At 60.4% G+C, this 15,074-nt stretch carries 16 protein-coding genes; 4 read left to right on the top strand and 12 right to left on the bottom strand.

Annotated elements, in window-relative coordinates; genetic code table 11:
- Positions 1 to 149 precede the first annotated feature (149 nt).
- Positions 150 to 911 (bottom strand): SDR family oxidoreductase, encoded by a 762-nt coding sequence (locus C7534_RS05305; RefSeq protein WP_109785191.1) that lies wholly within the window; start codon positions 909 to 911, stop codon positions 150 to 152.
- 236 nt (positions 912 to 1,147) lie between these two features.
- On the opposite strand from C7534_RS05305, the gene C7534_RS05300 reads away from it, so the two are divergent.
- Positions 1,148 to 2,152: an NADP-dependent oxidoreductase gene (locus C7534_RS05300; RefSeq protein WP_109785190.1), complete on the top strand. Its 1,005-nt coding sequence runs from the start codon at positions 1,148 to 1,150 to the stop codon at positions 2,150 to 2,152.
- 132 nt (positions 2,153 to 2,284) lie between these two features.
- Here C7534_RS05300 and pyrF read toward each other — a convergent pair whose 3' ends face one another.
- Positions 2,285 to 2,983, bottom strand: a complete 699-nt coding sequence (pyrF, locus tag C7534_RS05290) for an orotidine-5'-phosphate decarboxylase (protein ID WP_027924005.1) — start codon at positions 2,981 to 2,983, stop codon at positions 2,285 to 2,287.
- 293 nt (positions 2,984 to 3,276) lie between these two features.
- Here pyrF and C7534_RS05285 point away from each other — a divergent pair, with 293 nt between their 5' ends.
- The 3 genes from C7534_RS05285 (at position 3,277) to xopAW (ending at position 6,163) form a co-directional block, all read left to right on the top strand.
- On the top strand, positions 3,277 to 4,035 hold the full coding sequence (locus C7534_RS05285) for a response regulator (RefSeq protein WP_046031648.1): 759 nt from the start codon (positions 3,277 to 3,279) through the stop codon (positions 4,033 to 4,035).
- Positions 4,035 to 5,087 (top strand): sensor histidine kinase, encoded by a 1,053-nt coding sequence (locus C7534_RS05280; RefSeq protein ID WP_109785189.1) that lies wholly within the window; start codon positions 4,035 to 4,037, stop codon positions 5,085 to 5,087. The genes C7534_RS05285 and C7534_RS05280 overlap by 1 nt, the downstream gene beginning before the upstream one ends.
- Positions 5,088 to 5,308: 221 nt before the next feature.
- Positions 5,309 to 6,163, top strand: a complete 855-nt coding sequence (xopAW, locus tag C7534_RS05275; protein ID WP_109785188.1) for a XopAW family type III secretion system calcium-binding effector — start codon at positions 5,309 to 5,311, stop codon at positions 6,161 to 6,163.
- Positions 6,164 to 6,223: 60 nt separating this feature from the next.
- On the opposite strand, the gene C7534_RS05270 is transcribed toward xopAW, so the two are convergent.
- The 10 genes from C7534_RS05270 to C7534_RS05225 all read right to left on the bottom strand — a co-directional run bounded on the left by C7534_RS05270 (position 6,224) and on the right by C7534_RS05225 (position 14,922).
- Positions 6,224 to 7,279: an AI-2E family transporter gene (locus C7534_RS05270; protein WP_046031645.1), complete on the bottom strand. Its 1,056-nt coding sequence runs from the start codon at positions 7,277 to 7,279 to the stop codon at positions 6,224 to 6,226.
- A 69-nt stretch (positions 7,280 to 7,348) separates the two neighbouring features.
- Positions 7,349 to 8,155 (bottom strand): DUF4892 domain-containing protein, encoded by an 807-nt coding sequence (locus tag C7534_RS05265; protein WP_109785269.1) that lies wholly within the window; start codon positions 8,153 to 8,155, stop codon positions 7,349 to 7,351.
- An 8-nt stretch (positions 8,156 to 8,163) separates the two neighbouring features.
- On the bottom strand, positions 8,164 to 8,823 hold the full coding sequence (locus C7534_RS05260) for a glutathione S-transferase family protein (protein WP_109785187.1): 660 nt from the start codon (positions 8,821 to 8,823) through the stop codon (positions 8,164 to 8,166).
- Between the two features lie 50 nt (positions 8,824 to 8,873).
- On the bottom strand, positions 8,874 to 9,728 hold the full coding sequence (locus C7534_RS05255; RefSeq protein ID WP_109785186.1) for an alpha/beta hydrolase: 855 nt from the start codon (positions 9,726 to 9,728) through the stop codon (positions 8,874 to 8,876).
- On the bottom strand, positions 9,725 to 10,531 hold the full coding sequence (locus C7534_RS05250; RefSeq protein WP_109785185.1) for an alpha/beta fold hydrolase: 807 nt from the start codon (positions 10,529 to 10,531) through the stop codon (positions 9,725 to 9,727). The genes C7534_RS05255 and C7534_RS05250 overlap by 4 nt, the downstream gene beginning before the upstream one ends.
- A 297-nt stretch (positions 10,532 to 10,828) precedes the next feature.
- Positions 10,829 to 11,272 carry a hotdog fold thioesterase gene (locus tag C7534_RS05245; protein ID WP_109785184.1) on the bottom strand — a complete coding sequence of 148 codons (444 nt, stop codon included), beginning with the start codon at positions 11,270 to 11,272 and terminating at the stop codon, positions 10,829 to 10,831.
- Between the two features lie 32 nt (positions 11,273 to 11,304).
- Positions 11,305 to 12,972 (bottom strand): AMP-binding protein, encoded by a 1,668-nt coding sequence (locus tag C7534_RS05240; protein WP_109785183.1) that lies wholly within the window; start codon positions 12,970 to 12,972, stop codon positions 11,305 to 11,307.
- A 95-nt stretch (positions 12,973 to 13,067) separates the two neighbouring features.
- Positions 13,068 to 13,520: a phosphohistidine phosphatase SixA gene (gene sixA / locus C7534_RS05235; RefSeq protein WP_109785182.1), complete on the bottom strand. Its 453-nt coding sequence runs from the start codon at positions 13,518 to 13,520 to the stop codon at positions 13,068 to 13,070.
- Positions 13,517 to 13,864 (bottom strand): DUF4389 domain-containing protein, encoded by a 348-nt coding sequence (locus C7534_RS05230; RefSeq protein ID WP_046031636.1) that lies wholly within the window; start codon positions 13,862 to 13,864, stop codon positions 13,517 to 13,519. The genes sixA and C7534_RS05230 overlap by 4 nt, the downstream gene beginning before the upstream one ends.
- Before the next feature lie 32 nt (positions 13,865 to 13,896).
- Positions 13,897 to 14,922, bottom strand: coding sequence for an NAD(P)H-dependent glycerol-3-phosphate dehydrogenase (locus C7534_RS05225; protein WP_046031635.1), 1,026 nt, complete (start codon positions 14,920 to 14,922; stop codon positions 13,897 to 13,899).
- Positions 14,923 to 15,074: the final 152 nt, after the last annotated feature.

The following is a 15,074-nucleotide window of genomic DNA, read 5'->3' as shown; positions in this document are numbered from 1 at the left end:
AGTTAAGCACAGGAGCGTCGATGGGGATGTGCGACAACGCCGCTAAAACCCTCGGTTCTAACCCTTTGAAACACATTGCCCGGCACCATCACGGAACTGTAAAAAAACCCGCATAAATGCGGGTTTTTTCCTACGTGAAGTGCCTGACTTCAGAACGCTGTAACGCCACCATCCACGGCCAGCGAATGGCCGGTGGTGAACGCGGCACCGTCGCTGCACAGATACAACACCGCGCTGGCGATCTCTTCCACCTTGCCGATGCGACCCACCGGGTGCATCGCGTTGGCAAACTCACCCTTCTTCGGGTCCGCCTCATACGCACGACGGAACATGTCGGTGTCGATCACCGCCGGGCATACCGCATTCACGCGAATCTTTTTCTTGGCATATTCGATGGCCGCTGACTTGGTCAGGCCGATCACCGCATGTTTGGACGCCGCGTAAATGCTCATCTTCGGTGCAGCCCCCAGGCCCGCCACCGAAGCGGTGTTGACGATGGCACCGCCGCCCTGGGCCAACAACAACGGCAGTTGATACTTCATGCAGAGCCAGACGCCTTTGACGTTGACGCCCATGATCGCGTCGAACTCATCCAGCGTGCCTTCGGCGAGCTTGCCTTTCTCGATCTCGATGCCGGCGTTGTTGAAGGCATAGTCCAGCCGCCCGTAGGTGTTTACCACTTCGTCCATCAGATGTTTTACATCGCTTTCCAGCGTCACGTTGCAACGCACGAAGGTCGCTTCGCCGCCCGCTGCACGAATCAGCGCCACGGTGCCTTCGCCACCCGCGGTGTCCAGATCGGCGACCACGACCTTCAGCCCTTCGGCGGCGAACGCCTGGGCGGTCGCACGGCCAATACCGGCCGCCGCGCCTGTCACCACTGCCACCTGGCCGGAAAACGTCATGCTCATTGTTATGTCCTCGAAGAGAAGAATGCGGGGGATTGACTGTTTTCAGTCTAGCCACAGAGGGCTGCGCCACGGCAGCACTATCAAGTGGCCGGTTGGGTACCCATGAGTGACAGTGATAGAACGCCGGCCCCGACTATCACTGCACTGGATCCAGGTGCATTCGCCGCATCAGCCAGACTTGCGGCATTGATCATGAAGGGCTATCAACAAGGCTTCATTCATCTTGAGTGCCTGTCATGACTACCCAGACCAATCGCCAGTTCCTGCTCGCCAAACGTCCCGTGGGCGCGGCCACCCGCGAGACTTTTACCTATCAGGAAGTACCGGTCGGCGAGCCGGCGTCGGGGCAGATTCTGGTTAAAAACGAATACCTGTCCCTGGACCCGGCCATGCGTGGCTGGATGAATGAGGGCAAGTCCTACATCCCGCCGGTGGGTTTGGGCGAAGTCATGCGCGCATTGGGTGTAGGCCAAGTCATTGCCTCGAACAATCCGGGGTTCGCGGTCGGGGACTACGTCAACGGTGCCCTCGGCGTGCAGGATTACTTCCTCGGCGAACCACGAGGTTTCTACAAAGTTGATCCGAAACTGGCGCCATTGCCGCGCTATTTGTCCGCCCTTGGCATGACCGGGATGACCGCCTACTTCGCCCTGCTCGATGTCGGCGCGCCGAAGGCCGGTGACACGGTGGTGCTGTCGGGCGCTGCCGGCGCAGTGGGCAGCATTGCCGGACAGATCGCCAAGATCAAAGGCTGCCGCGTGGTCGGGATTGCCGGCGGCGCGGACAAGTGCCAGTTCCTGATCGATGAATTGGGTTTTGATGGCGCCATCGACTACAAGAACGAAGACGTCATCGCCGGTCTTAAACGCGAATGCCCGAAAGGGGTCGACGTGTATTTCGATAACGTCGGCGGCGACATTCTCGATGCGGTGCTGAGCCGACTGAACATGAAAGCCCGCGTAGTGATTTGCGGTGCCATCAGTCAGTACAACAATAAGGAAGCGGTCAAGGGCCCGGCCAACTACCTCTCGCTGCTGGTCAACCGCGCGCGCATGGAAGGTTTTGTGGTGATGGACTACGCCGCCCAGTTCGCCGCCGCCGGGCAGGAAATGGCCGGCTGGATGATCCAGGGGCAACTCAAGAGCAAGGAAGACATTGTCGAAGGACTGGAGACATTCCCGGAAACGCTGATGAAATTGTTCAGCGGCGAGAACTTCGGGAAGTTGGTGTTGAAGGTTTAACCCAAAGCTTTCAGCAACCCCAAAACCAATGTGGGAGCGAGCTTGCTCGCGATTGCGGCGTATCAGACAACGAATATGTCGACTGACAGGCCCTCATCGCGAGCAAGCTCGCTCCCACAGGGGTAGCGGTGGTCAGGCGAGTTCGGCGACTACGGCGGCGAGTGCCTTGGCTGGATCTGCCGCCTGGCTGATCGGACGGCCAATCACCAGATAATCGGAACCGGCGTCCAGTGCCTGGCGCGGGGTCAGGATGCGGCGTTGATCGTCTTGGGCGCTGCCCGCTGGACGAATGCCTGGCGTCACCAGTTGCAACGACGGGTGAGCCGACTTCAAGGCCTGGGCTTCCAGCGCCGAGCACACCAGACCGTCCATCCCGGCTTTTTCCGCCAGGGCGGCCAGGCGCAGCACCTGCTCTTGCGGCTCGATGTCCAGACCAATACCCGCCAGGTCTTCACGCTCCATGCTGGTCAGCACGGTCACGCCGATCAGCAGCGGTTTCGGCCCGGTACGCTGGTCCAGCACTTCACGGCAGGCCGCCATCATGCGCAGGCCACCGGAGCAATGGACGTTGACCATCCACACGCCCATTTCCGCGGCGGCTTTGACGGCCATGGCAGTGGTGTTCGGGATATCGTGGAACTTGAGGTCGAGGAACACTTCGAAGCCCTTGTCACGCAGAGTGCCGACGATTTCCGACGCGCAACTGGTGAACAGTTCCTTGCCGACTTTTACCCGGCACAGTTTCGGGTCCAACTGATCGGCCAGCTTCAGTGCGGCGTCACGGGTGGGGAAATCCAGGGCGACGATGATAGGAGTCTGGCAGACGGACATGTGCGGGCTCTCAGGCAGGACGAAATCGGCGCGCATTGTAGCGGAACCAGCGGCGCTGCGGGACCCGATGATCGGTAATTCGTCATCGCCGCTCAGGCAAGACTAGTCCTTTGGCCAATTGTGTCGAGCCCGATACACTCCCGACACGTCCACAACATCGTTCATCACTACCCTCGGCAGCCGCAACACGTCCTTACAGCACTTCCCGCCTCCGGGCCGGACGCCTATGCTGAAGCCACAACCTCGCAGCCCATCTTTGTGGTTGGCAGCCTCTCTGGCAGATGAACGCACGCATGCACAACTCCCAAGCCCCTTTGAAGGACGATCAAAAAGCGCCCGGCGACGACAAGCGCTGGAGCATTCGCGCCCTGATCGTCGACGATGACGTCCCGATTCGCGAACTGATGATCGACTACCTCGCCCGGTTCAATATCCACGCCAGCGGCGTCACCGACGGCACCGAGATGCGCCTGGCGCTGCAAGCCGAGCATTTCGATGTGGTGGTGCTCGACTTGATGCTGCCCGGTGAAGACGGTTTGTCATTGTGCCGCTGGCTGCGTGCCGAATCGGACATTCCGATCCTGATGCTCACTGCGCGCTGCGAACCGACCGACCGGATCATCGGCCTGGAGCTGGGCGCCGACGATTACATGGCCAAGCCGTTCGAGCCCCGTGAACTGGTGGCCAGGATTCAGACCATTCTGCGTCGAGTGCGCGATGATCGCACCGAACAGCGTGCGAACATTCGCTTCGACAATTGGCGCCTGAACAGCGTGTTGCGACAGTTGATTGCCGACAACGGCCTGGTGGTCCCACTGTCCAACGCCGAGTTCCGCCTGCTCTGGGTGTTCATCGAACGTCCGCGCCGGGTGCTCAGTCGTGAGCAATTGCTGGACGCCGCTCGCGGTCGCTCGATTGAGGCCTTTGATCGCAGCATCGACCTGCTGGTCTCGCGCCTGCGCCAGAAACTCGGTGATGACCCCAAAGCGCCACAACTGATCAAGACCGTTCGCGGCGAGGGCTATCTGTTCGACGCGAGAGACATCGGCTGATGCGTGCGCGCTTCGATACGCTGTTCGGCCGCCTGTTCGGTGTGCTGTTGCTGGCGATCGTCCTCGCGCACTTGCTGGCGTTTGCCTGGTTTCACCACTACGGCCCACCTCCTCCGCCACCGCCGCCGGAGTTTTCCGAAAGCGTTGACGGGAAACGCCCGCCGATGGACCCACGCTTTGAAACCCGGCCGCCTCGGCCGTGGTTCGGCGGACCGTTAGTGCCGCTGACCTTTCAATTGATTTCGCTGATCATTGCGGCCTGGTACGGCGCCAAACTGCTGAGCCGGCCAATCCAGCGCCTGAGCGATGCCGCCGAGCGCTTGAGCGAAAACCTCGACAGCACGCCACTCGATGAATCGGGACCACGGGAAGCGCGGCAAGCGGCCTACACCTTTAACCTGATGCAGAAACGCATTATCGAACAGGTGCAGCAGCGTTCGCGGATGCTGGGCGCGGTGTCCCATGACCTGCGCACCCCACTGTCGCGGCTCAAATTGCGCCTGGAACAGATCGACGACGAAAAACTGCAAGGTCAGATGCGTCAGGATCTGGACGACATGATCAACATGCTCGACGCCACCCTGACTTACTTGCACGAACAGCGCACCAGCGAGGCGTTGCAATGGATGGACGTGCAAGCGTTGGTGGAGTCCCTGTGCGAAAACGCCCAGGACCAGGGCGCCGATGTTCAGGCCAGTGGTCACTGCGCCCCGCTGCACGTACAACCGATGGCCTTGCGTTCTTGCATCAACAACTTGCTGGATAACGCGTTGCGCTATGCCGGGCAGGCATTGATCAAACTCGAAGACAGCCGCGAAACCCTGGTGATCCGAGTGATTGATCACGGTCCGGGCATTGCGGCAGACAAACGTGAAGCCGTGTTCGAGCCATTCTTTCGCCTGGAAGGTTCACGCAACCGCAACTCTGGGGGTGTAGGCCTGGGCATGACCATCGCCCGCGAGGCCGCCGAACGGCTGGGTGGACAATTGAGCCTGGAAGAAACTCAGGGCGGTGGTTTGACCGCAGTCATTGAGTTGCCGAGATCCCTGTAGCAGCTGGCGAAGCCTGCGTCCGGCTGCGCAGCAGTCGTCTACCGAAACACCGCGGTGAATGGTCTGGCGGCTGCTGCGCAGCCGGACGCAGGCTTCGCCAGCTGCTACAAAGGCGATCTGTGTACTGACCGGTACAAACCCCACATACCCACGACACCTTGCCCCTTGAGGCTGCATAAGCCGGTGCACCCACCGGTTTTCCATTCCAGGGAGTGAGCACAATGATTGGTAGCGTCAGCAACTACACCAGCTATACCGGCAGCACCAGCAGCACCACGACCAACAGCGCCCGCAGCCAGCAGTTCCAGAAAGAACTGCTCGCCAAGCTCGACAGCAACAGCGACGGTGCGGTGGATCAGGACGAGCTGAACAGTGCCTTGTCACAAAAAACCGATGACGGTCTGTTGGTCAGCCTGAGCAAAAACTTCGCCGACCTCGACAGCGACAGCAGCGGCAACTTGAGCAGCGAAGAAATGGCCGCGATGGCGCCACCGCCACCTCCGTCGCATGATCAACCTCCGAGCACGGAACTGGCCGATGCGCTGATCAGCGCCCTGGACACCGACGGTGACGGCGCCATCAGCAACGACGAGCTGAGCACCGGCCTGACCAGCGCCGGCAGCAGTGCCGACAGCAAAGAAATTTTTTCGGCCCTGGACAAGAACCAGGACGGCACCGTCAGCAAGGACGAACTCGCCGCCAGCCTGACCCCACCGCCACCGCCGCCACAACAGGTGTCCAGCGAGGAACTGTTCAGCCAACTGGATTCGGACAGCGATGGCAGCGTGACCGCCACCGAATTGAGCAACGCGTTGCAGGCGAGCGACAGCACGTCATCGACCAGCACGGACACCAGCGCCGCGTTGCTCAAGGTTCTGGACAGAGATAGCAGCGGCGGTGTCAGCAGCGATGAGCTGAAAGCAGCCCTGCAAGCCGGCCGAGAACAAAACAGCGACAGCTCCACCGATCAGTTCAATGTCAACGAAGCGTTGAACAAGATGATTGCCAACTTGAGCAAGCAGTACTCGCTCGATAACGTGGCAACGGTGGGCAAGTACCTGAACGTCGCGACCTAAGCAAAAAGCCCACTGACCTTCGCAGGTCCAGTGGGCTTTTTGTCATGGCGCAATCATCACTCAGAGCCGGGGATCTTCCAGCCGCGTCGGTCCCTTGCTCCAATCGGTCAGCAAGCTGTAGGCCACGGCCAACAATGTCGGGCCGATGAACAGACCGATAAAGCCAAACGCAATCAACCCGCCAAACACGCCCAGCAGAACGATCACCAACGGCAAGTTTCCGCCCCGGCTGATCAGGTACGGCTTGAGTACGTTGTCGACGCCGCTGATGATGAACGTGCCCCAAATACCGAGGAATATCGCCATCCCGTACTCACCCTTCCAGGCCAGCCAGGCCGTGGCCGGGATCCACACCAGCGGTGGCCCCATCGGGATCAGGCTCAACAGGAACGTCACAATACCCAGTACCAGAGCCCCGGGCACACCGGCAATCAGGAAGCCGATCAGGGCCAGCACGGCCTGCGCTGCCGCCGTCCCGATCACGCCATTGACGACTCGTTGTACCGTACCGGCCACCAGTTCGATGTAGTACCCGGCACGGTGGCCGATCAACCGCTCCAGCAACCCGTGTACAAATACCGCCAACCGGGGGCCGTCACGGTAGAAAAAGAACACGAAGACAATGCTCAGCGTCAGTTCGAGAATCCCGCCGCCAATCTGCGCACTGCGCGCCAGCAACCAGTTGCCCATCTGCCCGACATAAGGTTTCAGCGACGCCATCATCGCCGCGCCCTGCTGGTCGATACTGTTCCAGATTCCTACCAGCCGTGCGCCAACCAGCGGAATACCGCCCAGCCACGCCGGTGCTTCGGGCAGGCCATCAACCTGTACATCCTTGATGAACACCGTGGCATCTCGCACATGATCTGCCAGGTTGAAACCCAGCCAGACCAGCGGCACCGCCACCAGCAACATCCAGCCGAGGGTCAGCAAAGCGGCCGCCAGGGATTCGCGACCATGGAGCCAACGGGTCAGCAAACGCATCAGCGGCCAACTGGCAAACGCCAGCACTGCGCCCCAGAACATCGCCGACCAGAAAGGCGCCATCACCCAGAAGCTCGCGCCAAACAACACCAGGAGCAGAATCTGCACCACCAGTCGATCGTTATTGATCATCTAAATCTCGAAAAAGTCAGTCCGCAAAAAGAATAGGCGAACGTGCAAGACACGTTCGCCTGATAGAGCTTATCGCAACAGTTCGATGTGCAGGCCAGAGCCTTCGACGTTGCCGGTTTCCAGTCGGGCCGCACGCACGCCCTGCTGGATCAGGGCCTGACGCCAGGCTTCGGCTTTCGCCCCAGAGACACTGACCCGCAACGTGGTGTCCAGGTTCAACCCACGGGAGATCAGACGCAGCCAGGTTTCATCCGGCTCGGCGGTCAGCGTGAGGAAATCCAGCTCACCGGTGTTTTTGAGCTCGCGCAGCAACGTGGCCGACGTCGGCAGCAATTCCCCCAGCGGCGCCGCGGCGTCGAACTGTTCGACGTGCAAATACGCTTTGCGATTGCCGCGAGTGATGCTGTAAAGCGCCACCAACGAATTGTCCCGAGGGGCCGCCAGACGCAACAGCAAGTACGCCTGCTGATCGTCGGCGCCATACAGCTTGGCGTTGCCGAAAACCTCATTGGCCCACAGGCTGCTTTCACCGCAATCGCGAGACTGGCACCAGAACAACAGTTGCGCGCCTTGCTTCTGCAATGCCTCTCGAGCGGCAGTGAAAGCCTCGGTTGAAGAATGTTCCGGTGGTAATTCGTAGGTCACCGAAGTGGCCGTGCCACGAGCGCTGACTTGACCATCGAAACGCAATTGACCGCTGATTTTACGGATCGAACCCAACGGGTAGATCCGCTCCAGCTCGGCCGCCGGGCGAAAGTCGACAATCTGCGCATCTTCCATACGCGGCAGGATCGGCAGGTCCTGACTGCCCGGGACATCGGCGGCAAACGATAAGGGACTGATGCAGCACAGCACCAACAGACTGAGTGAACGCATGGTCAGACTCATCGGATCAGCATGGCCTGGGCACCCTTGATGACACTGGCTTCATCGGAGCGTTGGGGCACTTGCAACCCACGCTGCACCGCCGGACGCGCCTCCATGGTCGCCATCCAGCGTTGCAACGCCGTCAGGCCGTCCACGGAAACACCTGACCACTCATAGCCACGCACCCACGGGAAGGTCGCGATATCGGCAATGCTGTATTCGCCGGCCAGAAACTCTTCGGTTTGCAGGCGCGTATCGAGTACCTCATAGAGGCGCCGGGTTTCATGCTGATAACGATCGATGGCGCCCTGGAGTTTTTCCGGAAAGTAGCGGAAAAACACGTTGGCCTGCCCCTGCATCGGACCGATCCCACCCATCTGGAACATCAGCCACTGCAACACCACCGAGCGCCCTTTCGGGTCGGAAGGCATCAGTTTCCCGGTCATTTCAGCGAGGTAAATCAGGATGGCGCCGGATTCGAACACGGCGAAATCGCCATTGCCGCGGTCGACAATGGCCGGAATCCGGCCATTGGGATTGATCTTGAGGAAGTCTTCGGACTTCTGTTCCTTCTTGTCGAAACTCAGGGTTTGCACCGTGTAGGGCAGGCCGAGTTCCTCGAGCACGATAGAGACCTTGTGGCCATTCGGGGTCGCAGCGGTGTAGAGATCTATCATGGTTGTCTCCCATTTCAACCCGCCCAGCCTCGACAGTTGCCCGGCGCAAGTCAAGGAACGGCGAAGAACCGATTGAAACAGTCTGCGACAAGGTCGGCGCCGGGTTCGTCATTCAGGTGCAAATGATGACCGCCTGGCAGCTGTTCACGGCTAAAGGGTAGACGCTCCAGCAATTCAGGATGTTTGGCGAGCATGCCATCCGCTGCGACCACCAGTTTTGCCGGGCAACTGACCCGCTGGACAAAGGCCATGGCCTGTTCGGTAGTCAGGCGCAACGGTGAAGGCAGCGTCAGCCGGTTATCGGTGCGCCAGGTGTAACCGCCCGGCACCGGCATCAAACCTCGCTGGGCCAGCAGCTCGGCGGCTTCTCGGCTGACGGCCACCAAGCCTTTCATGCGCGCTTCGATGGCACGGTCCTGGGTGGTGTAGACCGGTTTGCGTTTTTCCCGCAGGTCCAGCTGCGCTTGCAGGGCCATGCCCATTCGCTCGGCAGCATTTTCGCCTTTGTCTGTAGGAGGAATGATGCCGTCGATCAAGGCCAGGTGCGTGACACGCTCCGGCATCGATCCGGCAATGATCAAAGAAGCGATTGCCCCCATGGAGTGCCCCATCAGCGCAAAACGCTTGAGGCCCAGCTGTTCGGCGACTTGCAGCACGTCATGGGCGTAGTCCCACATCGCGTAGCCGGCACCGGGCGGGCGATGCCCGGAATGACCGTGACCGGCCATGTCCAGGGCGATGATGCGCAGGCCTTTAAGCTTGGGTGCGAGTCGGGCAAAGCTGTTGGCATTGTCCAGCCAGCCATGCAACGCAATGACCGGCAGGCCGTCTTCATGACCGAACAAATGCGCCGCCAGCTCGATGTGCGGCAGGCTCAGGCGGACTTCTTCGACGGCGTTGCTCATGCGCAATCCTGTTGGCGGCGACCGTCCCAGCGACTGAACAGGGTTTTCAGCAACGTGGCCGTGTCGTGTGGACGTTCAAGCGGAAACATGTGGCCGCCAGGCAGGGTCAGGGATTCACCCTGCGGCATGCGCCCAACGGAGCTGGCGTGATGACGCATCACCACACGGCTCTTGTGCCCGCGCACCACCGCCAGCGGTACTTTCAATTGCCGAGTGCGACCGGGGCTGGTGTGGGGCACGCCACGGTAGATGCTGATTTCCGTGGCAGGATCGAAGCGCAGGCGCAGTTTATCGCCGACCTTGTGCAAACCGTGTTGCAGGTAGGCGTCAAAACATTCCGGATCAAAACTGCGGAACAGGGTTTTACCGGCGAAATAGCGGCGGGCGCTTTCCAGGTCGGCAAACTCTTCCCGACGCCCCAAGGTACGACCGGCCGGGGTCAAGCGGTCGATAAAACCGAATCGCTTGGCGGCGCGGATGACCCATTGATCGGTGCGGGTCAGGACCGGAGAGTCCAGCATCACCACACCGCGGTACAACTCTGGGCAACGCAGTGCCGCGTGCAAGTGCAGCACACCGCCGAAGGAATGGCCGACGCCCCACACCGGTTTTGCTTGTTGCTTGAGGTGATGGATCAGCTCGTCCACCAGGTTGTACCAATTGTCGTCCGCCGGAAAACGCGGGTCATGAGCGTGCTGCTCCAGATGCGTCACCTGGTACTCGGGCGCGAGCGCCGCGAACAACTTGCCGTAGGTCCCTGAAGGAAAGCCATTGGCGTGGGCGAAAAATATCTGTTGCGACATACCGGCAAATCCATGAGCGAGACAAGGCGTTGATTGTCCGTAAGACGACGGCTGACAGCAATGACTGTAAGTGACAGGAAGGATGACAGTCCGGTCAGCGCAATGTCCGAAACGACAATGAATATCTCTGTAGCAGCTGTCGAGCCCCAGCGAGGCGGCGTTCGGCTGCGCAGCAGTCGTCAAACCAGCCAACGCGACATTTCAGGTAAACCGAGGTGGTCGAACTGACGACTGCTGCGCAGCCGAACGCCGCCTCGCCGAGCCTCGACAGCGGCTACGGGCCAGGCCGCAGGCGGATCAACGCGCCGGCGGATTCTCGCCCAGCGGCACAACTGCCATGGTCAGACGCGACACACAACTGGCCTTGCCTTCATCGCTACTCAAACGGATATCCCAAACGTGGGTCGTGCGGCCAATGTGTATCGGCTTGGCCACGGCGGTCACTCGCCCACTGCGCAGGCCGCGCAAATGGTTGGCGTTGATTTCCAGGCCCACGCAGTAAAACTTGCTGGCATCGATGCACAGGTAGCTGGCCATGGAGCCGACGCTTTCGGCCAGCACCACCGAGGCGCCACCGTGCAGCAGGCCGTAAGGCTGGTGAGTGCGGTGGTCAATGACCATGCTCGCGGTCAGGGACTCTTCGTCGAACGCTTCGAAGCGGATATCCAGCACTTCGCCGATGGTGTTTTTCTGGATTGCGTTCAACTGCTCGATGTTGGGAGTGGTACGCCACAGACTCATCGCTGCTTTCCTTTGTAGGTGTTGTTCGTCGCTCAATCCTGCCACAGCACGGTCTCACTGCGCTCGCTCCATTCTTCGAAGCGGGCGCCGTAAGCCGCTTCGATCACGTTACGCTTGATCTTCAGGGTCGGCGTGAGGAAGCCGTTGTCCACGGCCCAGCTGTCCTTGACCACCACCAGACGCCGCAGGCGCTCATGTTTATCGAGCACGCCATTGACCTCGTCCAGCAGTTTTTCCAGGCTTGAGTGCAGCCCTGCCCTCGCCGTTCCACTGGCATCCTGTTGCCCGACTGCCGACAACACACACAGCCCCAGGGGCGCACTCAGACCATCACCGACCACGCACACTTGCTCGATCCGCGAATGCACTGCCAGGCGGTTTTCGATCGGTGCGGGCGCGACGTATTTGCCCTTGCTGGTCTTGAAGATTTCTTTCAGCCGCCCGGTCAGGCGCAGGTTGCCTTCAGCGTCCTGTTCGCCCTTGTCGCCGGTACGCAGGAAGCCATCTTCAGTGATGGTTTCAGCGGTTTTCTGCGGTTCCTTGAAGTAGCCGAGCATGGTCGCACCACTGCGCACCATGACCTCGCCCGAGTCGTCGATTCGTACTTCAACCTCCGGGCAGGGCTTGCCGATCCAGCCGGGCTTATTCTCGCCGGGCCGGCCAATGTGGGAATAACCGCAGCTCTCGGTCATGCCGTAGACCTCAAGCACATCCAGCCCCAGTTTGCGGTACCACAGCAGCAGGGTCTGCGGCACAGGCGCCGCGCCAGACAAGGCGACACGCAACGCATCCAGCCCCAACCCGGCGAGGACTTTGTGCCCGACCCGCTTGCCGATAATGGGCAGGCCCAGCAAAAAATCGAGGCGTTTTGCCGGGATCTTGCTGTACACGCCCATCTGGAACTTGGTCCAGATTCGCGGCACACCAAACAATGCGGTAGGCCGCGCACGTTGCAAATCAGTCAGGAAGGTATCGAGGCTTTCGGCAAAGAACACCGTCTGCCCGGTGTAGATCGATGCCAGCTCGACGAACATCCGTTCGGCCACGTGGCACAGCGGCAAGTAAGACAGCAGTCGGTCCGACTCGTTGAGCCCAAACAGTTGCGTACCCCGCGTGGTGGCAAAGCCCAGATTACCGAAGCTGTGCATCACGCCTTTGGGCAACCCGGTGGTGCCGGAGGTGTAAATGATGGTCGCCAACTGATCGGCGCCGGGCTTGGGGTCATCCTGGATGGGCGAACTGCGCTGCAGGTCGGCCCAACTGAAATCGAAAGTACCGGGCGGGTGCAGCGGCAGACTGATTATCGGCAGGTCAGATTTGACGCCACGGGACATGTTCGGCCAGTCGTCGAGTTTGCCGATAAACGCCAGTGCCGCTTCGGAATGATCGAGCACCTGGGCCACGGATTCGGCAGTCAGGTTGGGGTACAACGGGACTGAGACGTGCCCGGCCATCCAGATCGCCAGGTCGGCGATGATCCAGTGGGCACAGTTTTTCGAGATCAGGGCAATGTGGCTGCCTTGTGGCAGTTCGCGAGCCCTCAGCCAATGCGCGGCGCAGCGAGCCTGGTGGCCGACGTCGGCCCAGGTCAGGGTCTCGACCTGCCCGCCACCCGTGGGCTGGACCAGGAAACGCTGGCGTGGATGGCGGGCCTCACGCTCGTAGAAAACATCCAGCGGCAATCGAAAAGCAGCAGACATGCGACTCGCTCCTGAATTTTTGTTCTGGAGCAAGCGTAGCCAACCAAGCAAGTGCTTGGTTGACTATTTCGTACAAATTTTCCCGTCGGCAAATTTTATGGGTGTTTGATGCCGTTGAGCTTCATCGAACCAATCAGCAGCTCATCGGCGTCGAGTTCGGCCAGCCCGGCGGTGCTGACTTTCTCCGGCGGATGCCCGGCGCCATGTTGCAGGTAGCTCAACAAGTGACCGACCAACGGGTTATGACTGACCAGCAGCACATTGCTCACCGACACGAGTTGCTCGGCCACCTTGTCCGGATCGGTTTCCGGGGTCAGCCACTCGACCGTACGAATCTCCGGCTCGAAACCCAACGCTTCACGCACCACTTGCGCGGTCTGCTGCGCTCGCAGGTAGGGGCTCGCATAGATCGCCGTCAGCGGTTGCCCGATCAGCAGCGCAGCAGTGCGCAACACTTCCTCGCGACCGTGGTCGGTCAGCTCCCGTTCCGAATCAGGACGGGAGCCATATGGTTCAGCTTCACCATGACGCAATACCCAGAGTTTCATAGCTTGGGTTCCTCATCTCTGACCGGATGCGGTGCGGGTGCCACGACGTGCGGCGCTTCACCTTCCGGTGTACGCGGCGCCGGCCAATCGGCAAACGGCCAGGGCTTCTGGTCGCTGTGGAAGGTGCCGAACCGACCGATCTGGGCCAGGAACTGGCTCAGGCTGTCGCCGAAGTTCATCAGGCTGGCGCTCGGGGCGCCATAAAACAAACGATAGATCAGTTGAACCAGCACCACCGCGCCAAGGATGAACTGCGCCACTTGCCAGACCAGCAGGAAGACGATCATCCACAGCACCCGCAGCAGGATGGATTCGTACTTGGACTCGGTTTTCGGATCGTTCATGTCGCTGTCCCCTGCTTTGTTTTAAAGCGTGCTTAGTTGAAACCGCTGGTGGAAATAAAATCGACGTCGGTTTTCGGTTCGCCGCGCATCAACAGCCCTATCACCTGCTCAAGCGTGCGCCCCTCGAACAGAATTGCGTGCAACCCGGCGACCAACGGCATATAGACGCCGACCTCTTGAGCCTTGGCCTTGAGCACTTTGAGCGTGTTCACGCCTTCGGCCACTTCGCCCAGACGCGTGACCGCGTCTTCCAGGCTCAGGCCTTGGCCAAGGGCGAACCCGACCTGGTAGTTACGGCTTTTCGGTGACGAGCAGGTAACGATCAAATCGCCCACGCCGGCAAGACCGAGGAAGGTCATCGGGTTGGCCCCCTGATTCACCGCAAAACGCGTCATTTCCGCCAGCGCCCGGGTGATCAGCATGCTCTTGGTGTTTTCGCCCATGCCCAGCGCCACCGCCATGCCGGCAATGATCGCGTAAACGTTTTTCAGCGCTCCGCCCAACTCGACGCCAAAACGGTCGGCGCTGGCATACACGCGAAACGTCCGGCCATGCAGCGCAGCCTGGACCCGCTGGCACAGTTCTTCGTCTTCGCTGGCGACCACAGTGGCGGTCAATGCGTGTTCAGCGATTTCACGGGCCAGGTTCGGCCCCGACAGCACGCCGATGCGCGCTTGCGGAGCGATTTCCTCAAGGATCTCGCTCATCAGCTTGAACGTGTGGGCTTCGATGCCTTTGGTCAGGCTGACCAGCAACTTGCCACTCAACCGCTCGGCGTGCGGAACCAGGACCGAACGCAGGGCGCTGGAGGGCAGCGCGACGAAACACAGGTCGCAGGCATCCAGCGTGGCTTGCAGGTCAGTCACCGGTTCTACCGCCGGGAGAATCTTGATGCCTTTGAGGTAACGCGGGTTTTCACGATTGACCCGAATGGCCTCGGCCTGTTCGGGGTCACGCATCCACTGCCGGACCTGATGCCCGTTCTCGGCCAATAGATTAGCCACGGCGGTACCAAAACTTCCGCCTCCCAGGACCGCAATTGGGCGCTGTTCAGTCATATGCAATCCGTTAATCCATACCAGTGGCGATGTCGGCATTATACGGAGCGTCCCAGTGGCGGCCAGCCCCTGCGTCAATTACCCACAAATGTAGGAAGAAGGCCGATAAATCCTAGGAAAATGCCGGTATCGCCAATGGAAAAGTAGACAAG

Origin of the sequence: Pseudomonas sp. OV226 (assembly GCF_003148705.1) — a bacterium.
Lineage (GTDB): Bacteria > Pseudomonadota > Gammaproteobacteria > Pseudomonadales > Pseudomonadaceae > Aquipseudomonas.
This window is presented reverse-complemented; position numbering and strand designations above follow the sequence as displayed.